The sequence below is a fragment of the Intrasporangium mesophilum genome (genome assembly GCF_054783095.1).
On record NZ_BAAGRF010000003.1, the window covers coordinates 265,738 to 282,261 of the forward strand.

Annotated in this window: 13 protein-coding genes; 6 read left to right on the forward strand and 7 right to left on the reverse strand. The window is 71.0% G+C overall.

From position 1 onward, the window contains the following. Positions 1-36: 36 nt before the first annotated feature. Genes ACYVLP_RS02570 through ACYVLP_RS02585 form a run of 4 tightly spaced genes read left to right on the forward strand, consistent with a single transcriptional unit; the run spans position 37 to position 3,738 of the window. Positions 37-780, forward strand: a complete 744-nt coding sequence (locus ACYVLP_RS02570; RefSeq protein WP_460625929.1) for an ABC transporter ATP-binding protein — start codon at positions 37-39, stop codon at positions 778-780. Then, the gene (locus ACYVLP_RS02575; RefSeq protein WP_460625763.1) at positions 777-1,661 is read left to right on the forward strand and encodes a branched-chain amino acid ABC transporter permease; all 885 of its coding nucleotides are present in this window, start codon (positions 777-779) and stop codon (positions 1,659-1,661) included. The genes ACYVLP_RS02570 and ACYVLP_RS02575 overlap by 4 nt, the downstream gene beginning before the upstream one ends. Next, the gene (locus ACYVLP_RS02580) at positions 1,658-2,806 is read left to right on the forward strand and encodes a branched-chain amino acid ABC transporter permease (RefSeq protein WP_460625764.1); all 1,149 of its coding nucleotides are present in this window, start codon (positions 1,658-1,660) and stop codon (positions 2,804-2,806) included. The genes ACYVLP_RS02575 and ACYVLP_RS02580 overlap by 4 nt, the downstream gene beginning before the upstream one ends. After that, positions 2,803-3,738 (forward strand): alpha/beta fold hydrolase, encoded by a 936-nt coding sequence (locus ACYVLP_RS02585; RefSeq protein WP_460625765.1) that lies wholly within the window; start codon positions 2,803-2,805, stop codon positions 3,736-3,738. The genes ACYVLP_RS02580 and ACYVLP_RS02585 overlap by 4 nt, the downstream gene beginning before the upstream one ends. Before the next feature lie 9 nt (positions 3,739-3,747). Here ACYVLP_RS02585 and ACYVLP_RS02590 read toward each other — a convergent pair whose 3' ends face one another. The 7 genes from ACYVLP_RS02590 to ACYVLP_RS02620 all read right to left on the reverse strand — a co-directional run bounded on the left by ACYVLP_RS02590 (position 3,748) and on the right by ACYVLP_RS02620 (position 13,645). Then, complete coding sequence (locus ACYVLP_RS02590; RefSeq protein WP_460625766.1) at positions 3,748-5,679, reverse strand: helix-turn-helix domain-containing protein; 1,932 nt, start codon at positions 5,677-5,679, stop codon at positions 3,748-3,750. 22 nt (positions 5,680-5,701) lie between these two features. Continuing rightward, complete coding sequence (locus ACYVLP_RS02595; protein ID WP_460625767.1) at positions 5,702-6,523, reverse strand: 3-hydroxybutyrate dehydrogenase; 822 nt, start codon at positions 6,521-6,523, stop codon at positions 5,702-5,704. A gap of 86 nt (positions 6,524-6,609) precedes the next feature. Continuing rightward, complete coding sequence (locus tag ACYVLP_RS02600) at positions 6,610-8,139, reverse strand: helix-turn-helix domain-containing protein (protein ID WP_460625768.1); 1,530 nt, start codon at positions 8,137-8,139, stop codon at positions 6,610-6,612. A 153-nt stretch (positions 8,140-8,292) separates the two neighbouring features. Beyond that, entirely contained in the window at positions 8,293-10,446 is a 2,154-nt protein-coding gene (locus tag ACYVLP_RS02605) for a 3-hydroxyacyl-CoA dehydrogenase NAD-binding domain-containing protein (RefSeq protein ID WP_460625769.1), read from the reverse strand. Further along, entirely contained in the window at positions 10,443-11,684 is a 1,242-nt protein-coding gene (locus ACYVLP_RS02610) for a thiolase family protein (protein ID WP_460625770.1), read from the reverse strand. The genes ACYVLP_RS02605 and ACYVLP_RS02610 overlap by 4 nt, the downstream gene beginning before the upstream one ends. Before the next feature lie 111 nt (positions 11,685-11,795). Next, positions 11,796-13,064 carry an HRDC domain-containing protein gene (locus tag ACYVLP_RS02615; protein WP_460625771.1) on the reverse strand — a complete coding sequence of 423 codons (1,269 nt, stop codon included), beginning with the start codon at positions 13,062-13,064 and terminating at the stop codon, positions 11,796-11,798. Continuing rightward, on the reverse strand, positions 13,061-13,645 hold the full coding sequence (locus ACYVLP_RS02620) for a DUF3000 domain-containing protein (protein WP_452267758.1): 585 nt from the start codon (positions 13,643-13,645) through the stop codon (positions 13,061-13,063). Before ACYVLP_RS02620 ends, ACYVLP_RS02615 begins: the two co-directional genes overlap by 4 nt. 118 nt (positions 13,646-13,763) lie before the next feature. On the opposite strand from ACYVLP_RS02620, the gene hemE reads away from it, so the two are divergent. After that, positions 13,764-14,816 (forward strand): uroporphyrinogen decarboxylase, encoded by a 1,053-nt coding sequence (hemE, locus tag ACYVLP_RS02625; protein ID WP_460625772.1) that lies wholly within the window; start codon positions 13,764-13,766, stop codon positions 14,814-14,816. Then, a complete protein-coding gene (gene murJ / locus ACYVLP_RS02630; RefSeq protein ID WP_460625773.1) occupies positions 14,813-16,501 on the forward strand; it encodes a murein biosynthesis integral membrane protein MurJ in 1,689 nt (562 codons plus the stop codon). Before hemE ends, murJ begins: the two co-directional genes overlap by 4 nt. The last annotated feature ends 23 nt before the right edge of the window (positions 16,502-16,524 follow it).

Genomic DNA, 16,524 nt, shown 5'->3' on the forward strand with positions numbered 1-16,524 from the left:
CGAAGGTCGTCTGCGCAGTCCGTGGCGCCGGACACCATGCTGCCCGGCGGGCGACAAGGTCCGGGCGGCGGCGTGGTGCTGCGCCTCGACGACGTGCACGTGCGATACGGGGGGTCGCACGTCCTGCAGGGGGTGACGTTCGACGTGCCCGACCGGGGGGTCACCGCGCTGCTCGGCCGCAACGGCGTCGGGAAGAGCACAACCCTCAAGGCCATTATCGGCCTTGCGCCGCGCGCAGGCCGCATCACGCTGCGCGGCAAGGAGATCCACGACTCCTCGACGGCCAAGATCGTGCGTGGTGGCGTGGGCTACGTGCCAGAGGACCGCGAGGTCTTCGCCGCCCTAACGGTCGACGAGAACCTCAGGCTCGTCGACCCTGACCGGGGCGTCGAGGCTCCGGTCATCGCCGATCTGTTCCCCGACCTGCTCACGCGCCGGGCCCAGCGTGCCGGCACGCTCTCGGGTGGTCAGCAGCAGATGGTGGCCCTGGCGCGGGTCCTGCTGCGCGACAACGACGTCCTGCTGGTCGACGAACCCACCAAGGGACTGGCGCCCAAGCTCGTCACGGAGGTGGCGGACGTGCTGGCGGAGGTGGCCCGGCATACGCCGATCCTGTTGGTGGAGCAGAACCTGCCGCTTGTCCGGCGGATCGCCGACCAGGTCGTGGTCCTCGACGCAGGCACCGTGGTGCACCGTGGTGGCGCGAGCGAGCTCGTCGCCGACATGGCGTTGACTCGGCAGCTCCTCGGCGTCTCGATGTACCGGGCGGGGGCCGCATGAGCGACCTCCTCCTGCTGCTCGTCACCGGTCTCGGGCTCGGCGCACTCTACTTCCTCGCAGCGAGCGGGCTGAGCCTGATCTACGGTCTGATGGGCGTGCTCAACTTCGCGCACGGCGTCTTCATGACAGCGGGCGCCTACGCCGGGTGGATCGTCATGGAGTCTCTGCCCGGGGGCTGGCCGGCCTCCGGGAGGCTCGCTGGCGCGATCGTCGTCGGCATCGCGGTCGGTGCAGGCATCGGCCTCGTGGTCGAGGTGGTGCTGATCCGCCCGCTCTACCGCCGTCACATCCAGCAGGTGCTCGTCACCGTTGGCCTATCGCTTGCGGGAGTGGCTGCGGCGCAAGGGATCTGGGGCGCAGACCCGCGACCCGTCGAGAAGCCGTCATGGATGAGCAGTACGACCGAGATCCTCGGTGCCCGCCTTCCCAACGACCGTCTCGTCTACATCCTGGTGGCGGCGGCCCTGTTCGCGGGACTCGTCGCTCTCCTGCAGCTCACCCGGCTGGGGCTCGTCATCAGGGCCGGCGTCGAGAACCGCACGATGGTCGAGGCGTTGGGCATCAACGTGCACCGGACCTTCACCATCGTGTTCGCCATCGGAGGGGCGGCGGCGGGCCTGGCCGGCCTCATGTACTCGCAGTACGCCGGAGCCGTTTCTCCGACGCAGGGTGGCTCGCTGCTGATCTACGCCTTCATCGTCGTCGTCATCGGCGGAATGGGTTCGCTGACAGGCACGGCCGTGGCGGCGGTCGTGGTCGGGCTCGTCCAGCAGCTGGCCAACTACTACGCGGCCAGCGGTGTCGGAGACCTGTCGGTGGTCTTCCTGCTCGCACTGGTCCTGCTGCTGCGCCCCTCGACCCTGAACGGAGCGACGCCATGACCAGCGCCGAGCTGACCAGTACCGAACCCACCAGTACGGAGCTGACCAGCGCTGATGAGCCGGCACCTCGGACCGCGCTCGACGGTCCTTCCGCGAAGGCCCGCTCGGGGCGGCGTATCCCGACACTCGGGGCACTCGTGGCGGTGCTCGTCCTCGGCGTGCTCGCCTACCTCCCGTACGTGCCCGCCGAGCTGCCCGGCATACTCCCGGGGCGACTCAACGGGCCAGGGTCCATGCAGCTGCTCGCGACCTGTCTTGTCATGGGCGGGATCGCGCTCAGCTACGACGTTCTCTTCGGCAGGACCGGCCTGCTCAGCTTCGGGCACGCCCTCTTCGTCGCCTCGGGCAGCTATCTGCTGACGATCTCGGTGTCGTCGCTCGGCCTGCCCCTGCCCGCTGCGGCCGCGCTCGCCCTCGGCGCATCGACCCTGCTGGCCCTGGTCGTCGGGGGAGTCGCTCTTCGTGTCGGTGGGATCGCGTTCGCCATGGTGACGCTCGCGTTCGCGCAGGCAGCCTCGATTCTCGTCATGCGCAACCCGGGCGGGGTCACCGGCGGCGAGGAAGGCATCACCCTCGACCGTGCCGCTCTGCCGGGCGGGCTCGTCGGCGTCGCCAACGCGCCGTACCGGTACTGGCTCGCCCTGGCCTTCCTCGTCGTGGCCTGGCTGGTGGTGACCCTCGTCGTGCGGTCGCGGGCCGGTCATGCGATGGCGGCGGTGCGCGAGAACGGAGCCAGGGCCGCGGTCCTCGGCTTCGGGACCTACCGGGTGCGCCTGCTCGCTCTCGTCGCCGGGTCGGCCCTCGGAGCGCTCGGCGGAATGGTCCACGCCCTCGTGCTCGGCGGGTCGAACCCGCATCTGACGACCTCGGAGTTCACGCTGTCGCTGCTCGTCATGGTGGTCCTGGGCGGCGCGGGAAGCCGCTGGGGCGCGGTGGTGGGCGGCATGCTGTACACCTATGCAGACGCCAGGCTCGTCGAGGTGAGTGGCGCGCCGTTCATCGACGCACTGCCGCCGCTCGTCGGCCAGGTGCTCTCGGAGCCGCTGTTCATCCTCGGGGTCTTCTTCATCGTCGTCGTGTACTTCGCGCCCTCCGGCATCACCGGGCTCGGCGCGAGGCTGATCAGGAAGGCAGGGGCTTCATGACCACTCAGTCCGCGTTCGTCATCGAGCTGCCCGAGGGGAGTCTCGCGATCCACGACCTCACCGTCGGCCCGGCCGCTCCCGATGCGCCGGTCGTGCTCGCCGTCCACGGCATCACCGCGAACGGCCTGTCCTGGCGGCGTGTCGCCGACGAGGTGGCTCGGCGTCACGGTCCAGGCACGGTCCGAGTCCTCGCCCCGGATCTTCGGGGTCGCGGCGACAGCCGCTCCGCGCCGGGTCCCTACGGCCTCGGCGCGCACGTTGACGACCTCGTGTCGGTGGCTACCGCGTTCGCGGCGGCGCCCGTTCTGGTCGGCCACTCCATGGGCGCGTTCGTCGCGGCGCTCGCGGCGGCCCGCCATGCCGACCGGTTCCGCCGCATCGTCCTCGTCGACGGAGGCCTGGCGTTCCCTGTCGCGCCGGACCTCGACATCGACGCGGCCCTCCAGTCGGTCATCGGCCCGGCCATGGACCGACTGCGCATGACGTTCGCCGGGCCTGCGGCATACCTCGAGTTCTGGGAGCAGCATCCCGCCCTCGGCCCGGTGCTGCGCGGCCCGGCCGGCGAGGTCGCGCGGGCCTACATCGAGCACGATCTCGTCGAGGACGCCGCCACACCGGGGGACTGGCGCAGCTCGTGCGTCCTCGACGCCGTCAGAGCCGACGGCGCAGACGTGATGGCCGACTCCGAGACGCACGGTGCGCTCGCCGGCGCGGTCGAGCAGGGCGTCCGGGCCGAGCTCGTCTGGGCTCGCCGAGGGCTGCTGGACGAGCCGCAGGGCCTCTACGACGCGGGTCGCCTGGCGGCGATCGGCGTCCCTCCCGGAGTCGTCACGACCGAGGTCGACGCGAACCACTATGACGTCATCATGGGCGACCCAGGTGTCGCGGCCGTCGTCGACGCCATCGACAGCCAGCTCGGTTCGACGGGCTGAGATCCGACGTCAGCGGGCCTGCAGCGCGCGCAGCCGCAGGGCGAGCTGGAGCTCGAGCGACTGGTCAGGCCACTGCCACGACTCGCCGAGCAGAGCGGTGACGCGCTCGAGGCGCTGCGACACCGTGTTGACGTGCACGTGCAGGGCGCCGGCCGCATGCCGCGGGCTGCCGCCGGCCGCAAAGTATGCCGTGAGGGTCCCCACGAGGTCGGTGCCGCGCCGCTCGTCGTAGTCGAGCACCGGCCCGAGCTGCTTGCGGACGTACTCGTCGACATCGGGCTGCGCGCCGACGATGAGGCCGGCGAAGCCGAGCTGCGTCGCGGCGGCTCCCTTGCCCTTGTGTCCGAGCGCGATGAGCGCGCCGACCGTGCGGGCGCCCTCCTCGTGCGCCTCGGGGACGCGCGCGACGTCGGTCACCGGGCCGACCCCCGCGACAGTGACGCAGGTGCGCTTGGCGATGCGGGCCGCCACCGACCGCGCGAGTCCGTCGGCATCGGCGCCCGGCACGAGGGCCACGACGTCACCGTTGTGCGACCCCACCAGGGCCGCTTCGCCGGTGGCCGCGCTGGCCGAGATGAGCAGGGCACGGTGACCGTTGGGGTCGTCTCCACGCAGGACGAGCAGGCAGAACGGACGCTGCGGCTCGAAACCTGCCGCGCGGGCGAGCTGGAGGCGTTCGTCCCGGGAGCCACGGGCGCTGATGAGGTCGCTGACGAGCCGGTTGCGCGCGGACTGGCGCGCGTCGGCCGCCTGGCGCTCGAAGAGCAGCACCAGGGCGGTGACCACTCCGGCCCGCTCGACAGTCCGCTGCTCGGAGTCGCTGAGGGTGCCGAGGCCGCCGACATAGATGGTGCCGAGGCGCTCGCGGGCCGCGGTGATCGCCACCGCATAGGCGCCGTTCCGCTCGACCAGCCGCCCGCTGTCGAGCCCGGGCACGGCGTTGAGCGCGGCGAACGGGTCGGCGCCGCCGGGCGCGTCCGCCGGCGCAGGACCGGAGGACCCGCGGCGTGCGCCGGTCTCGTCGACCAGCACGGCCCAGCCGCCGAGGAGCTCGGCAAGGGCGTGCGCGATGTCGTCGACGCCACCGCCGTCGAGCACGAGGGAGGCGAAGCGGTCGTGTGCGGCGGCCGCCTTCTCGACGCCGGCGGCATACTGGCGGACCGTCTCGTGGGCGTCCGACAGGGCAGCCAGGGCTTTCTCCGCGTCGGCGAGCGCACGAGTCTGAACGAGTGTCACGGCGGCGAGCGTGGCGAGGTTGCCGAGCAGCGCGACCTCTTCGCGCGTGAACGGGCGGGACGTACGGTTCGCCGCGAAGAGCACACCGACGAACTCCGACTCCACGATGAGCGGCGTCCCGCAGATGGCGATGATCCCTTCTTCGCCGACCGCGCCGTCGATGGCCGCCGTGTGGCGGAACCGCTCGTCGGACCAGTAGTCCGCGGTCCAGTAGGGCTTGCGCGTCGACGCGACGAGCCCACCGAGGCCGGCACCGAGCGCGAGCCGCACCGACTGGAAGGCGGCCGAGACGGACCCGTCGGTCGCGCGCATGTACGTGTCGCCGGCGACGGGGTCATAGAGCGTCAGGTAGGCCAGGTCCGTGCCGAGCAGCCGCCGCGCCCGCCGCACGATCGCGTCCAGCACCTCGCCCGGGTCGCTTTCGGTTGACAGCTCGCGCGCGGTGTCGAGCAGGGCGGCCAGTCCGGCCTCGCGGTGCTGGTGCACCTCGCGCGCGTTCGTGATGCTCAGCGCGAGCTCGCGTGCGGCCGCCGGGGCGTCGGCCGCGGCGACCTGGCTGATGGTCGCGTCACGCGCGAGGAGCTCGAGCAGGTGCAGCATCTGCTCGGCCCGGCGAGCCGACGGGACGGAGTCGACGTCGGAGTCGGCGTCGCTCACGCTCGTGCCGTCGGCGGGAGTTTCGGCGGTGTGCGTGCTCCGTGCCACGGGCAGATCCTAGGGTCGAACGTCAGTGTGCCGTCCATCCGCCGTCCATCGAGAATGCCGTGCCGTTGACCGACGCGGACGCGGGACCGCAGAGGAACAGGGCCAACGCGGCCACCTCGTCGGGCTCGACGAGGCGCTTGACCGCGACGGGCGCGAGCATGATCGTCTCGACGACCTCGGACTCCGGTATGCCATGGGTGCGGGCCTGGTCGGCGATCTGCCTCTCGACGAGCGGGGTCCGCACGTAGGCAGGGTTGATGCACGTCGAGGTCACCCCGTGCGGACCGCCCTCCAGCGCGACGACCTTGGACAGGCCCTCGAGGCCGTGCTTGGCCGTGACATAGGCGGCCTTGAACGGGCTCGCGCGCAGGCCGTGGACGCTCGAGATGTTGACGACCCGGCCCCAGCCCTGCTCATACATGTGTGGGAGCGACTGCCGGATCAGCCGGAACGGCGAGACGAGCATGAGGTCGACGATGAGGTCGAACCGGTCGAGCGGAAAGTCCTCGATCGGGCTGACGAACTGGATGCCCGCATTGTTGACGAGGATGTCGACGTCGGTCGGGAGGTCGGAGAGGGCATCGAGGTCCGCAAGGTCCATGGTGGTCGTCGCGACGCCTGCCGCGTCGGCGAGCACGGCCAGGCCCTCGGGGTCGCGGTCGACCGCGTGCACCTTGGCGCCGGCTGCTGCCAGCGCCCTGGCGACGCTCGCACCGATGCCGCTCGCGGCGCCGGTGACCAGGGCGGCGCGCCCGGTCAGGTCGATCGGGTCGTTGACCGCCACGGGCATTCGCTGAGGATCCCCGTGAGCGTCGTCGCGTGCGTCGGTGCGGGCGTCGGGCATGCGGGAAGACTAGGGACCGCACCCCGGACCCCCTGTGTGGCGGCCGAACACAAATCCGCCGTATCCATGTGTCCGGGCGCCCGCCGCTAGATGTCGCGGAAGACCTCGATCGTGGCTCCGAGTGCGTTGAGCCGCTCGGCGAGGTCCTCGTAGCCACGGTTGATGACGTAGACGTTGCGCAGCACCGACGTGCCCGGGGCGGCGAGCATCGCGAGCAGGACGACGACACCGGGACGCAGAGCCGGCGGGCAGACCACCTCGGCCGCACGCCACCGGGTCGGGCCGTCGACGATGACTCGGTGCGGGTCGAGGAGCTGGACGCGCGCACCGACCTTGGTCAGCTCGGTCAGGTAGATCGCGCGGTTCTCGTAGACCCAGTCGTGGATCATCGTGCTGCCCTCGGCGACGGCCCCGATGAGCGCGAAGAACGGCAGGTTGTCGATGTTCAGGCCCGGGAACGGCATCGGGTGGATCTTGTCGGTCGGGGCGCGCAGCGGACCGGGGATCGTCGTGAGGTCGACCAGGCGGGTCTTGCCGTTGGCCGACATGTACTCCGAGGTGAGGTTGTACTTCATCCCCATGCCGTCGAGGGTCGCGAGCTCGATCTCGATGAACTCGATCGGCACCCGCCGGATCGTGATCGACGAGTCGGTGACCACGGCGGCCGCGATGAGGCTCATCGCCTCGATCGGGTCCTCGCTGGGGGAGTACTCGACGTCGACGTCGATGTCGGCCACGCCCCGCACGGTCAAGGTGGTGGTGCCGATGCCCTCGATCCCGACGCCGAGCTTCTCGAGGAAGAAGCAGAGGTCCTGGACCATGTAGTTGGGGCTCGCGTTGCGGATCACGGTCGTGCCCGCGTAGCGCGCTGCCGCCATGAGCACGTTCTCGGTCACCGTGTCGCCGCGCTCGGTGAGCACGATGGCGCGGGACGGGTTGACCGACCGGTCCGAGCGCGCCTCGTAGAAGCCGTGGGTCGCGGTGACCTCGAGCCCGAACGAGCGCAGCGCGGTCAGGTGCGGCTCGACGGTGCGGGTGCCGAGATCGCACCCACCGGCATACGGGAGGTTGAAGAGCTCGTGCTCGTGCAGCAGCGGGCCCAGGAACATGATGACGGTCCGGGTGCGCCGCGCCGCGGCCACGTCGATGTCGGACAGGTTGAGCCGGGCGGGCGGGATGATCTCGAGGTCGTTGCTGTCCGGGAGCCAGCGGGTGCGCACGCCGATGGAGCCGAGCACCTCGAGGATGCGGTTGACCTCCTCGATGCGAGCGAGGTTGCGCAGGGTGGTGCGGCCGCGGTTGAGCAGGGAGGCGCAGAGCAGCGCGACAGCGGCGTTCTTGGACGTCTTGACCTCGATCGAGCCGGACAGCTGCTTGCCGCCGACGATCCGCAGGTGCTGTGGGCCGGAGTGGCCGAGCGAGACGAACTCGGAGTCGAGCGCGTCGCCGATCTTGGCCAGCATGTCGAGACTGAGGTTCTGGCGTCCGGCCTCGATGCGCGTCACCGCCCCTTGGGAGGTGCCGAGCAGCTCTGCGAGCTCCGCCTGGGTCATGCCCTTGTGCCGCCGAGCGTCGCGGATGAGGCTGCCGATCCGGGTTAGGTAGGTCTGTGCCACGCGCTCGACCTTAACTCATATATGAGTTAAGGCAAGTCGACCCGCCGTGACGGGCCGCGTATGCCGTCCGGCCGGGACGCGTGCCCCGGCCCACCCTTTTGGCTGGGTGGACCGGGACCGTCACCGATGCGTCACGGATGAGTCGCGAGAGTCTCAGCGCGGAGCGTTCGCCACGCCGAGTGGCAGGAACCGCGAGCCGGTGACCTGCTCCGAGATGCCCGTTCGGTCGAGCAGCGGCGTGATGCCGCCGTTCCAGAACTGGAACCCGGCGCCGGTGATCATGGCCAGGTCGATGTCCATCGGCGCCTGAGCGACCCCTTCGTCGAGCATCCGTCGGGCCTCGTCGGCCAGCACTGTGAGCACACGCTCGCGCACCTGCGCCACGTCGAGGACGACTGGCTCGTCCGGCCGCTCGATGAGCTCGGCAGCCGTCGGGAGCAGGACCGGCCTGCCCGTGGAGAGGTCGTAGAAGCCCGGGAGCCCCGCCTCAACGAGGCGCCGCAGGGTTGGCGATCCGTAGAACCGATCCGGGAACGCTCGCACGAGCGTCTCGCCGTTGTGCAGGGCGATGGCCGGACCGACGAGTCCGATGAGCACGAACGGGGGCATCGGGGCGAGGCCGGCGAAGGCCCGGTCGACCACCTCGATCGGCGTACCCTCGTCGACGATGCGCGCCGCCTCGCCCATGAACCGGCCGAGCAGCCGGTTGACGATGAACGAGGGCCGGTCGGCAGCCCGGATGCACGTCTTGCGCAGGCCCTTGCCCACGGTGAAGGCGGTCGCGAGGGTCACGTCGTCGGTGCGCTCGCCGGGGATGATCTCGAGCAGCGGCATCACCGCGACCGGGTTGAAGAAGTGGAAGCCGACGACCCGCTCGGGGTGATCGAGGCGGGAGGCCATCTCGGCGACGGACAGGCTCGAGGTGTTGGTGGCGAGGACGCAGTCCGGCCGGACGACGGCCTCGAGCTCGGCGAACACCTGCTGCTTGACGGACATCTCCTCGAAGACCGCCTCGATGACGAAGTCGGCGTCGGCGAAGCCGTCCCTGGATGTCGAGCCGCTCACCAGGGCCTTGTAGCGGTTCAGCTTGTCGTTGTTGAGGCGGCCCTTGGCAGCGAGCTTGTCGAGCTCAGCATTGACGTAGCCGACGCCCTTGGCTACGCGTTCGTCGTCGATGTCGGTGAGCACGACAGGCACCTGCAAGCGCTGGACGAACAGCAGGGCCAGCTGGCTCGCCATCAGTCCCGCCCCGACGATGCCGACCTTCGTGACCGGCCGAGCGAGGGCGGGGTCGGGTGCGCCCGCGGGCCGCTTGGCGCGCTTCTGGACGAGGTCGAACGAGTAGAGGCCCGCCCTCAGCTCGTCGCTCATGATGAGGTCGGCGAGGACCTCGTCCTCTGCCGCGAAGCCCTCCGTGCGCGACGAGGTCCGCGCGTCGACCAGCAAGGCGAGGGCGGCATACGGGCTCTTGGCCTGGCGTCCGGTCTTCACGTCGGCCAGCGCTTTGGCCTTGGCGATGGCAGTGACCCACGTGGTCTCGTCACGGTCGACCTGCGGGCGGGTGACGGTGACCTCCCCGCTGAGCACGCGTGCGGCCCAGGCGATCGACTCTTCGAGGAAGTCGGCGGGCTCGAAGATCGCGTCGGCCATCCCGAGCTGGAAGGCCTCGATGCCGCGGAGCATGCGGTTCTGGCTGAGTGGGTTCTCGATGATGACCTTGATGGCCGACTCGATACCGACGAGGTTGGGCAGCAGCCAACACCCTCCCCAGCCGGGCACCAGCCCGAGGAAGACCTCCGGGAGGGCGACCGCCGGCACGCCGGCGCTGATCGTGCGGTAGGTGGCGGACAGCGCCAGCTCGACGCCGCCGCCCATGGCCGCGCCGTTGACGAACGCGAAGGTCGGGACCGGCAGGTCGGCGAGCCGCGCGTATGCTGCGTGGCCGGCTCGTGCGACCTCGAGCGCCTGCTCGCGCGCCGTGACGAACGGGATCCCCGTGAGGTCGGCGCCGACCGCGAAGACGAACGGCTTGCCGGTCACGGCGACCGCGGTGATCTCGCCCGCCACCGCCCGCTCTCGCAGCCCGTCGATCACCTCGGCGAGGATCGAGATCGACTGGGGGCCGAAGGTGTTCGGCTTCGTGTGGTCGTGACCGTTGTCGAGAGTCACGAGGGCAAGCGTGCCGGCGCCGCCGGGCAGGTCGACGTCGTGGACGAGGGCGCGGGTCACGACCTCGCTGGTGAACGCGGCGGCTCCGCCCGATCCAGCAGAGGCGCCGACGTGGGTGTGCTCGGTGGTCGCGGTCACTGGACCGACTCCTTCGTCGCGGCGGGGGTGGCGGTCGGCGTGTAGTCAGCGTGGTGTGGGTTCTCCCAGATGACCGCGCCGCCCATGCCGATGCCGATGCACATGGCGGTCAGGCCGTAGCGCACCTCGGGGTGCTCCTCGAACTGGCGGGCGAGCTGGGTCATGAGGCGCACCCCTGAGCTGGCCAGCGGGTGTCCGGTGGCGATCGCGCCGCCGTACTCGTTGACGCGGGGGTCGTCGTCGGCGATGCCGAAGTGGTCGAGGAAGGCGAGGACCTGGACGGCGAACGCCTCGTTGAGCTCGAACAGGCCGATGTCCTCTATGCCGAGGTCGGCCTTGGCGAGGGCCTTCTCGGTGGCGGGCACGGGCCCGACCCCCATCACCTCCGGCTCGACGCCCACGAAGGAGTACGACACGAGGCGCATCCGGACGGGCAGGCCGAGCTCGATCGCGGCCGTCTCGGATGCGAGCAGGCATGCGGTAGCCCCGTCGTTGAGGCCGGCGGCGTTGCCGGCGGTCACGTTGCCACGCGCACGGAAGGGGGTCTTGAGCGCGGCCAGGTCCTCGACGGTCGTGCCGGGCCGCGGGGGCTCGTCGGCCGTGGCCAGACCCCATCCGAGCTCGGCGTGCCGGGTCGCCATGGTGACGAGGTCGCGCTGGATCTTGCCGTTGGCATACGCCTTGGCCAGCTTGTCCTGGCTGCCGACCGCGAACGCGTCGGCGCGGGCCCTGGTCAGCTGCGGGAAACGGTCGTGGAGGTTCTCCGCCGTCTTGCCCATGACAAGGGCGTCGGGGTCGACGATCTTCTCGGCCACGATCCGCGGGTTGGGATCGACGCCCTCGCCCATCGGGTGGCGGCCCATGTGCTCGACGCCGCCGGCGATGGCGACGTCGTACGCGCCGAAGGCGATCGCGGTGGCGGTCGTGGTGACCGCGGTCATCGCGCCCGCGCACATGCGGTCGACGGAGTATCCGGGCGTCGTGGACGGCAGACCGGCGAGCAGCGACGCGGTGCGTCCCAGCGTCAGCCCCTGGTCGCCGATCTGGGTGGTCGCGGCGATGGCGACGTCCTCGACCCGCTCCTTGGGCAGGTCGGGGTTGCGGCGCAGCAGCTCGCGGATGCACCGGATCACGAGGTCGTCGGCGCGGGTCTGGGCGTACATGCCGTTCTCACCCGCCTTGCCGAACGGCGTCCGGACGCCGTCGACGAAGACGACCTCATTGAGTGCGCGGGGCACGGTGCCTCCTCAGGGATCACGGGGCAGCCCGGTGTACCCGGGGCCAGACTCGATCCTACTGCTGAGTAACTTCAGGGCAAACGGTCGGTCGGGTGACCATCCTCACGCCGGTCAGCTGCGTGGGTTCTCACCACAGGCGAGCGCGATGAGCGGCGCGGTCACCGTTGTCTGCCAGCGACGGGCTCCGAGCGAGACGAGCGCGTCAGCGACCTCGGTCGTCGACGGCGCCGCAGGTCCCTCCCAGAGGAAGCGCCGCAGCAGGTCGGGAGTCAGGAGGTTCTCGACGGGGACCGCGAGCTCCGCGGACAGGGCGCCGATGAGCTCACGGGAGCGGGCAAGGCGTGCGGCGGCGACCGGGTCGCGGTCGAGCCAGGACTTCGGGGGTGGCGGTCCGGTCGGCGGCAGCGCCACGACCGGCAGCTCGCTGTCGGGCAGCTCGAGCGCATGGGCGACCACCTCGACGATGGCCTCCTGGTTGCGCCTCATCGCTCGCGCGAGGCGCGGGTCGCTGGACCCGACACTGCGCGGCGGCTGGGACGCCCGCTGGTTCGAGATCGCGATCTCACTGATGGCCGCGTCGGGCAGGACCCGGCCGGGCGAGAGGTCTCGCTGCTGGGCGACGTCGTCGCGCCACAGCCACAGCTCCCGGACGATCGCCAGCCCGCGCCGGCCGCGCACCTTGTGCATGCCGGACGTGCGCCGCCACGGGTCGACCCGCGGCTCGGGTCCGGTGAAGGTCAGCAGGCTGTCGAACTCCTCGGCCGCCCACCCGGCCTTGCCCTGGGCCTCGAGGTCGGCCGCGACCGCGTCGCGAAGGTCACCGAGCACCTCGACGTCGAGAGCGGCATACCTCAGCCACGGCTCCGGAAGGGGCCGCTCGGACCAGTCCACCGCGGAGTGCTCCTTGGCCAGACCCAGACCCAGGTAGTGCTCGACCATGGCCCCGAGGCCGACCCGAGGCAGCCCGGCGAGGCGGCCGCCGAGCTCGGTGTCGAAGAGGTGTCTCGGGTGCAGCCCGAGCTCGGTGAGGCAGGGGAGGTCCTGTGTGGCGGCATGCAGGATCCACTCGCCGTCGCCGATCGCCTCGTCGACCGGTGAGAGGTCGGGGCAGGCGACAGGGTCGATCAGCCAGGTCCCGGAGCCCTCCCGCCGCAGCTGCACGAGATAGGCGCGCTGGCCGTAGCGATAGCCCGAGGCGCGCTCGGCATCGATCCCGATCGGGCCGCGACCGGATGCCATCGCCTCAGCCGCCCGCATCAAGGCCCGCTCGTCGACGACGACATCAGGTATGCCGTCTCGCGGCGTCGTCAGGGGTGTGAGGTCGACCTGCGAACCGGTGTCGCCGTGGTCCTCGTCGAGTTGGTCGGTCTCCGCCGTCACCGTCGCTGCCCCGGCAGGGGGACGACTCCGTCAGGCAGCGGCGGGATCCCGGCGATCGTGCACAGCATGTCCGCCCACGCCCGCAGGTGGTCCACGAGGTCACCGCCCACCGGGGTCCACGACGCACGGATCTCCATCTCGACGCTCGCCGCCCGGTCGGCGAGCCCGGCGAAGCTCTCGCTCACGACCCGTGTCACGGTGCCCGCCTCGGCGGTCCACGACAGGTCGCGCCCGCCCAGCGAGTCGGTGAGCCACGACCAGCCGACGGCGCCGAGCATCGGGTCTCCGGCCAGCTCCGGCTCGAGCTCGGCGCGGGCAAAGGTGACGATGCGCCACTGGCCGTCCCACGTCTCAGGGGCGGCGGGGTCGTGGAGCAGCACGAACCGGCCCGTCGCGAGGTCCTCGTCAGGGTTCGCGACGTCGACGACATCGGCGGTCAGCGCAGCGGCATACGGCGCGATGCGCGTCGGCGCCGGCACCTCGGTGAGGTGCACCTCAGAGCGCATCCGGACGTCGCGAAGGGCGTTGAGCGTCCTCGCGAAGACCGCGCCGTGGTTGCCCGGCAACGTTCTCGTGTGCACCTGACGAGGGTATGCCGGACTGTGGCGATCTGTCCTCAGGGCGCGCCGAGCTTTGGCGGCCCGCGAGTCCCCGCCCGGACTGGGCGGGGGCGCTCCCTGAGCGTGGCAGGATTGACCGGTGCCGACATCCGCCCTGCCGACCACCCGCCAGAGCGACCTCGTGCGCGCCGCGCGCCGCGAGCAGGTCTCGCGCACCCCGGTGTGGTTCATGCGGCAGGCGGGCCGTTCGCTGCCGGAGTACCGCGCGGTGCGGCGTGGCATCCCGATGCTCGAGTCGTGCATGCGCCCCGACCTCGTCACGGAGATCACGCTCCAGCCGGTGCGACGGCACGGTGTGGACGCGGCGATCTTCTTCAGCGACATCGTGGTGCCGCTCAAGGCCATCGGGGTCGACCTCGACATCGTCCCTGGCGTGGGGCCGGTCGTGGCGCGGCCGATCCGTTCGGCGCAGGATCTCGACCAGCTCGTGGACCTGACCCCGGAGCACGTCCCGTACATCACCGAGGCCGTGCGCCACCTCGTCGCGGAGCTCGGGGATACCCCGCTCATCGGCTTTGCCGGCGCCCCGTTCACCCTCGCCTCGTATCTCGTCGAGGGCGGGCCGTCGAAGAACCACGAGCGCACCAAGGCGCTCATGCACGGCGACCCGGCGCTGTGGGACGCCCTGTGCGCCCGCCTGGCGCGGATCTCCGGGGCCTTCCTGCGCGTGCAGGCCGAGGCCGGCGCCAGCGTGGTGCAGCTCTTCGACTCCTGGGCCGGGGCGCTGTCCCGCGCCGACTACGCAGCCCGGGCCATGCCCCACTCGGCGACGACCCTGGCGGCCGTCGCCGATCTCGATGTGCCCCGGATCCACTTCGGCGTCGGCACTGGGGAGCTGCTCAGCCTGATGGGTGAGGCCGGAGCCGACGTGGTGGGCGTCGACTACCGCGTGTCCCTCACCGACGCCGTCGAGCGCCTCGGTCCCGGGTACGCCGTGCAGGGCAACCTCGACCCGGCCCTGCTCTTCGCCCCGTGGGACGCCCTGGAGCGGCGGGTTCGCGAGATCGTCGGGGAGGGGCGCTCCGCCCCGGGCCACATCTTCAACCTCGGGCACGGCGTGCTCCCCGATGTCGACCCCGACGTGCTGACCCGGGTGACCGCACTCGTGCACGAGTGCTCGAGCCGCCGATGACGGCAGCTCCGTCGGTCGCCCGCTCCAGCCTCACCATGTTCGGTGGGTCTGTGGCCTCGCGCGTGCTCGGCACGGTGCGGGCGGGGCTCATCACCTCGATCATCGGCGCCCGGCTCGCGGGCGACGCGTTCTCGCTCGCGAACACGCTGCCGAACGTCCTCTACATGCTCGCCGCAGGCGGCATTCTCAACGCCGTCCTGATCCCGTCGCTGACCCGCGCGATGCGGCTGCCCGACGGTGGGCAGCAGTTCACCGACCGTGTCATCACGATCGCACTCGTGGGAATGACGGCCCTGACCGTGCTCGTCACGGCTGGTGCGGGGCTGTTCGTCCAGCTCCTCGCGAGCACCAGCGCGCCCAGCATGAAGCGGCTGGCGCTCGCGTTCTCCTTGATCACGTTGCCGCAGATCTTCTTCTACGGCCTCTTCGCCCTGCTCGGCCAGATCCTCAACGCGCGGGGGAGGTTCGGCGCGTTCGCGTGGGCGCCGTTCATGGCCAACATCGTCGCGGTGACGGGCCTGGTGCTGTTCATCATCCTGTTCCCGGCGCCGCACCAGGTCGACCAGACCGGTCAGCCGTTGCCGCGCGCCCCCGAGCAGTGGACCGCCCCGATGATCTGGCTGTTCGCGGGGTCGGCGACGCTGTCAGTCGTCGTGCAGTCGCTCTGGCTCGTGCCGGCGCTGCGCCGGAGCGGATTCCAGTACCGCCCGCGGTGGGGCATCCGGGGTGCCGGGCTCGGCGGGGTGAGCCGGCTGGCCATGTGGGCCTTCGTGGGGCTGGTGGTCTCGCAGCTCGGGTTCTTCATCACCCAAGGCACGCTCAACCATGCTGTGAGTGAGGCGCCACGCGGAGTGCCGGTGGGCGGTCCCGCGGTGTCCGGGATCGCCTTCACGATCTTCATGCTGCCGCACGCCTTCGTGACGGTCTCGATCATCACGGCGCTGTTCCCGCGCCTGTCAGCGGCCGCGGCCCGGGGCGACGCGGACCATATGCACGGGGACTTCCGCACGGGCCTGATCATGCCGCTCGTCGTCAATGTGGCCGTCATGGCCTTCGTCATGGTCGAGGCGGAGCCGATCGTCGCGCTGCTGAACCCTGGTCTGTCGCAGGACTCCGTCCGCGACTCTGCCGTGGTGCTCGTCATCATGATCCTTGGCATCATCCCGTTCGGGATCGACCTGCTCTGCTACCGCACGCTCTTCGCTCTCGAGGCCGGGCAACCCACGTTCGTCATGCAGATCATGCTGACCGGGACGAGCGTCGTGGCGATGCTGGTGACCTTCGTCGTCGCTCCGCAGTGGGCGGTCGCCGTGATGGCCTTCGGCCAGACGTTCGGCAACATCATCAGCTGTGCCTACGGCCTGCGCTGCGTCCGCGCCCGCATCGGCCCGATCGGCGGTGCCGCGGTCATCGACGCCGCGGCGCGCGTGGGGGTCGCCGCGACCGTGGCCGGCGTGATGGCGTGGGGGACGCACAGCGTGCTGGCCCCGATCCGCACGTATGCCGCTGAGGGCGAGGGCACGACCGTCGTCGGAAGAATGATCGCCAACGCGCTCGAGATCGGCCTCGTCGGCGTGGTGTTCGTGGCCATCTACGTCGGGATCGCCCACCTGCTGCACGTCAAGGAGGTCCGCGAGGCCGCGGAGATGGTCCGCGACCGGGTCAGCGAGACCGGCATGGCCTGACCCGCTTCCGATCCAGCTGGTGA

Bases quoted from the DNA above. Each gene is read 5' to 3' on its own strand.
- ACYVLP_RS02570 (WP_460625929.1), top strand. From the start codon at position 37: ATGCTGCCCGGCGGGCGACAAGGTCCGGGCGGCGGCGTGGTGCTGCGC.
- ACYVLP_RS02575 (WP_460625763.1), top strand. From the start codon at position 777: ATGAGCGACCTCCTCCTGCTGCTCGTCACCGGTCTCGGGCTCGGCGCA.
- ACYVLP_RS02580 (WP_460625764.1), top strand. From the start codon at position 1,658: ATGACCAGCGCCGAGCTGACCAGTACCGAACCCACCAGTACGGAGCTG.
- ACYVLP_RS02585 (WP_460625765.1), top strand. From the start codon at position 2,803: ATGACCACTCAGTCCGCGTTCGTCATCGAGCTGCCCGAGGGGAGTCTC.
- ACYVLP_RS02595 (WP_460625767.1), bottom strand. From the start codon at position 6,523: ATGCCCGACGCCCGCACCGACGCACGCGACGACGCTCACGGGGATCCT.
- murJ (WP_460625773.1), top strand. From the start codon at position 14,813: ATGACGGCAGCTCCGTCGGTCGCCCGCTCCAGCCTCACCATGTTCGGT.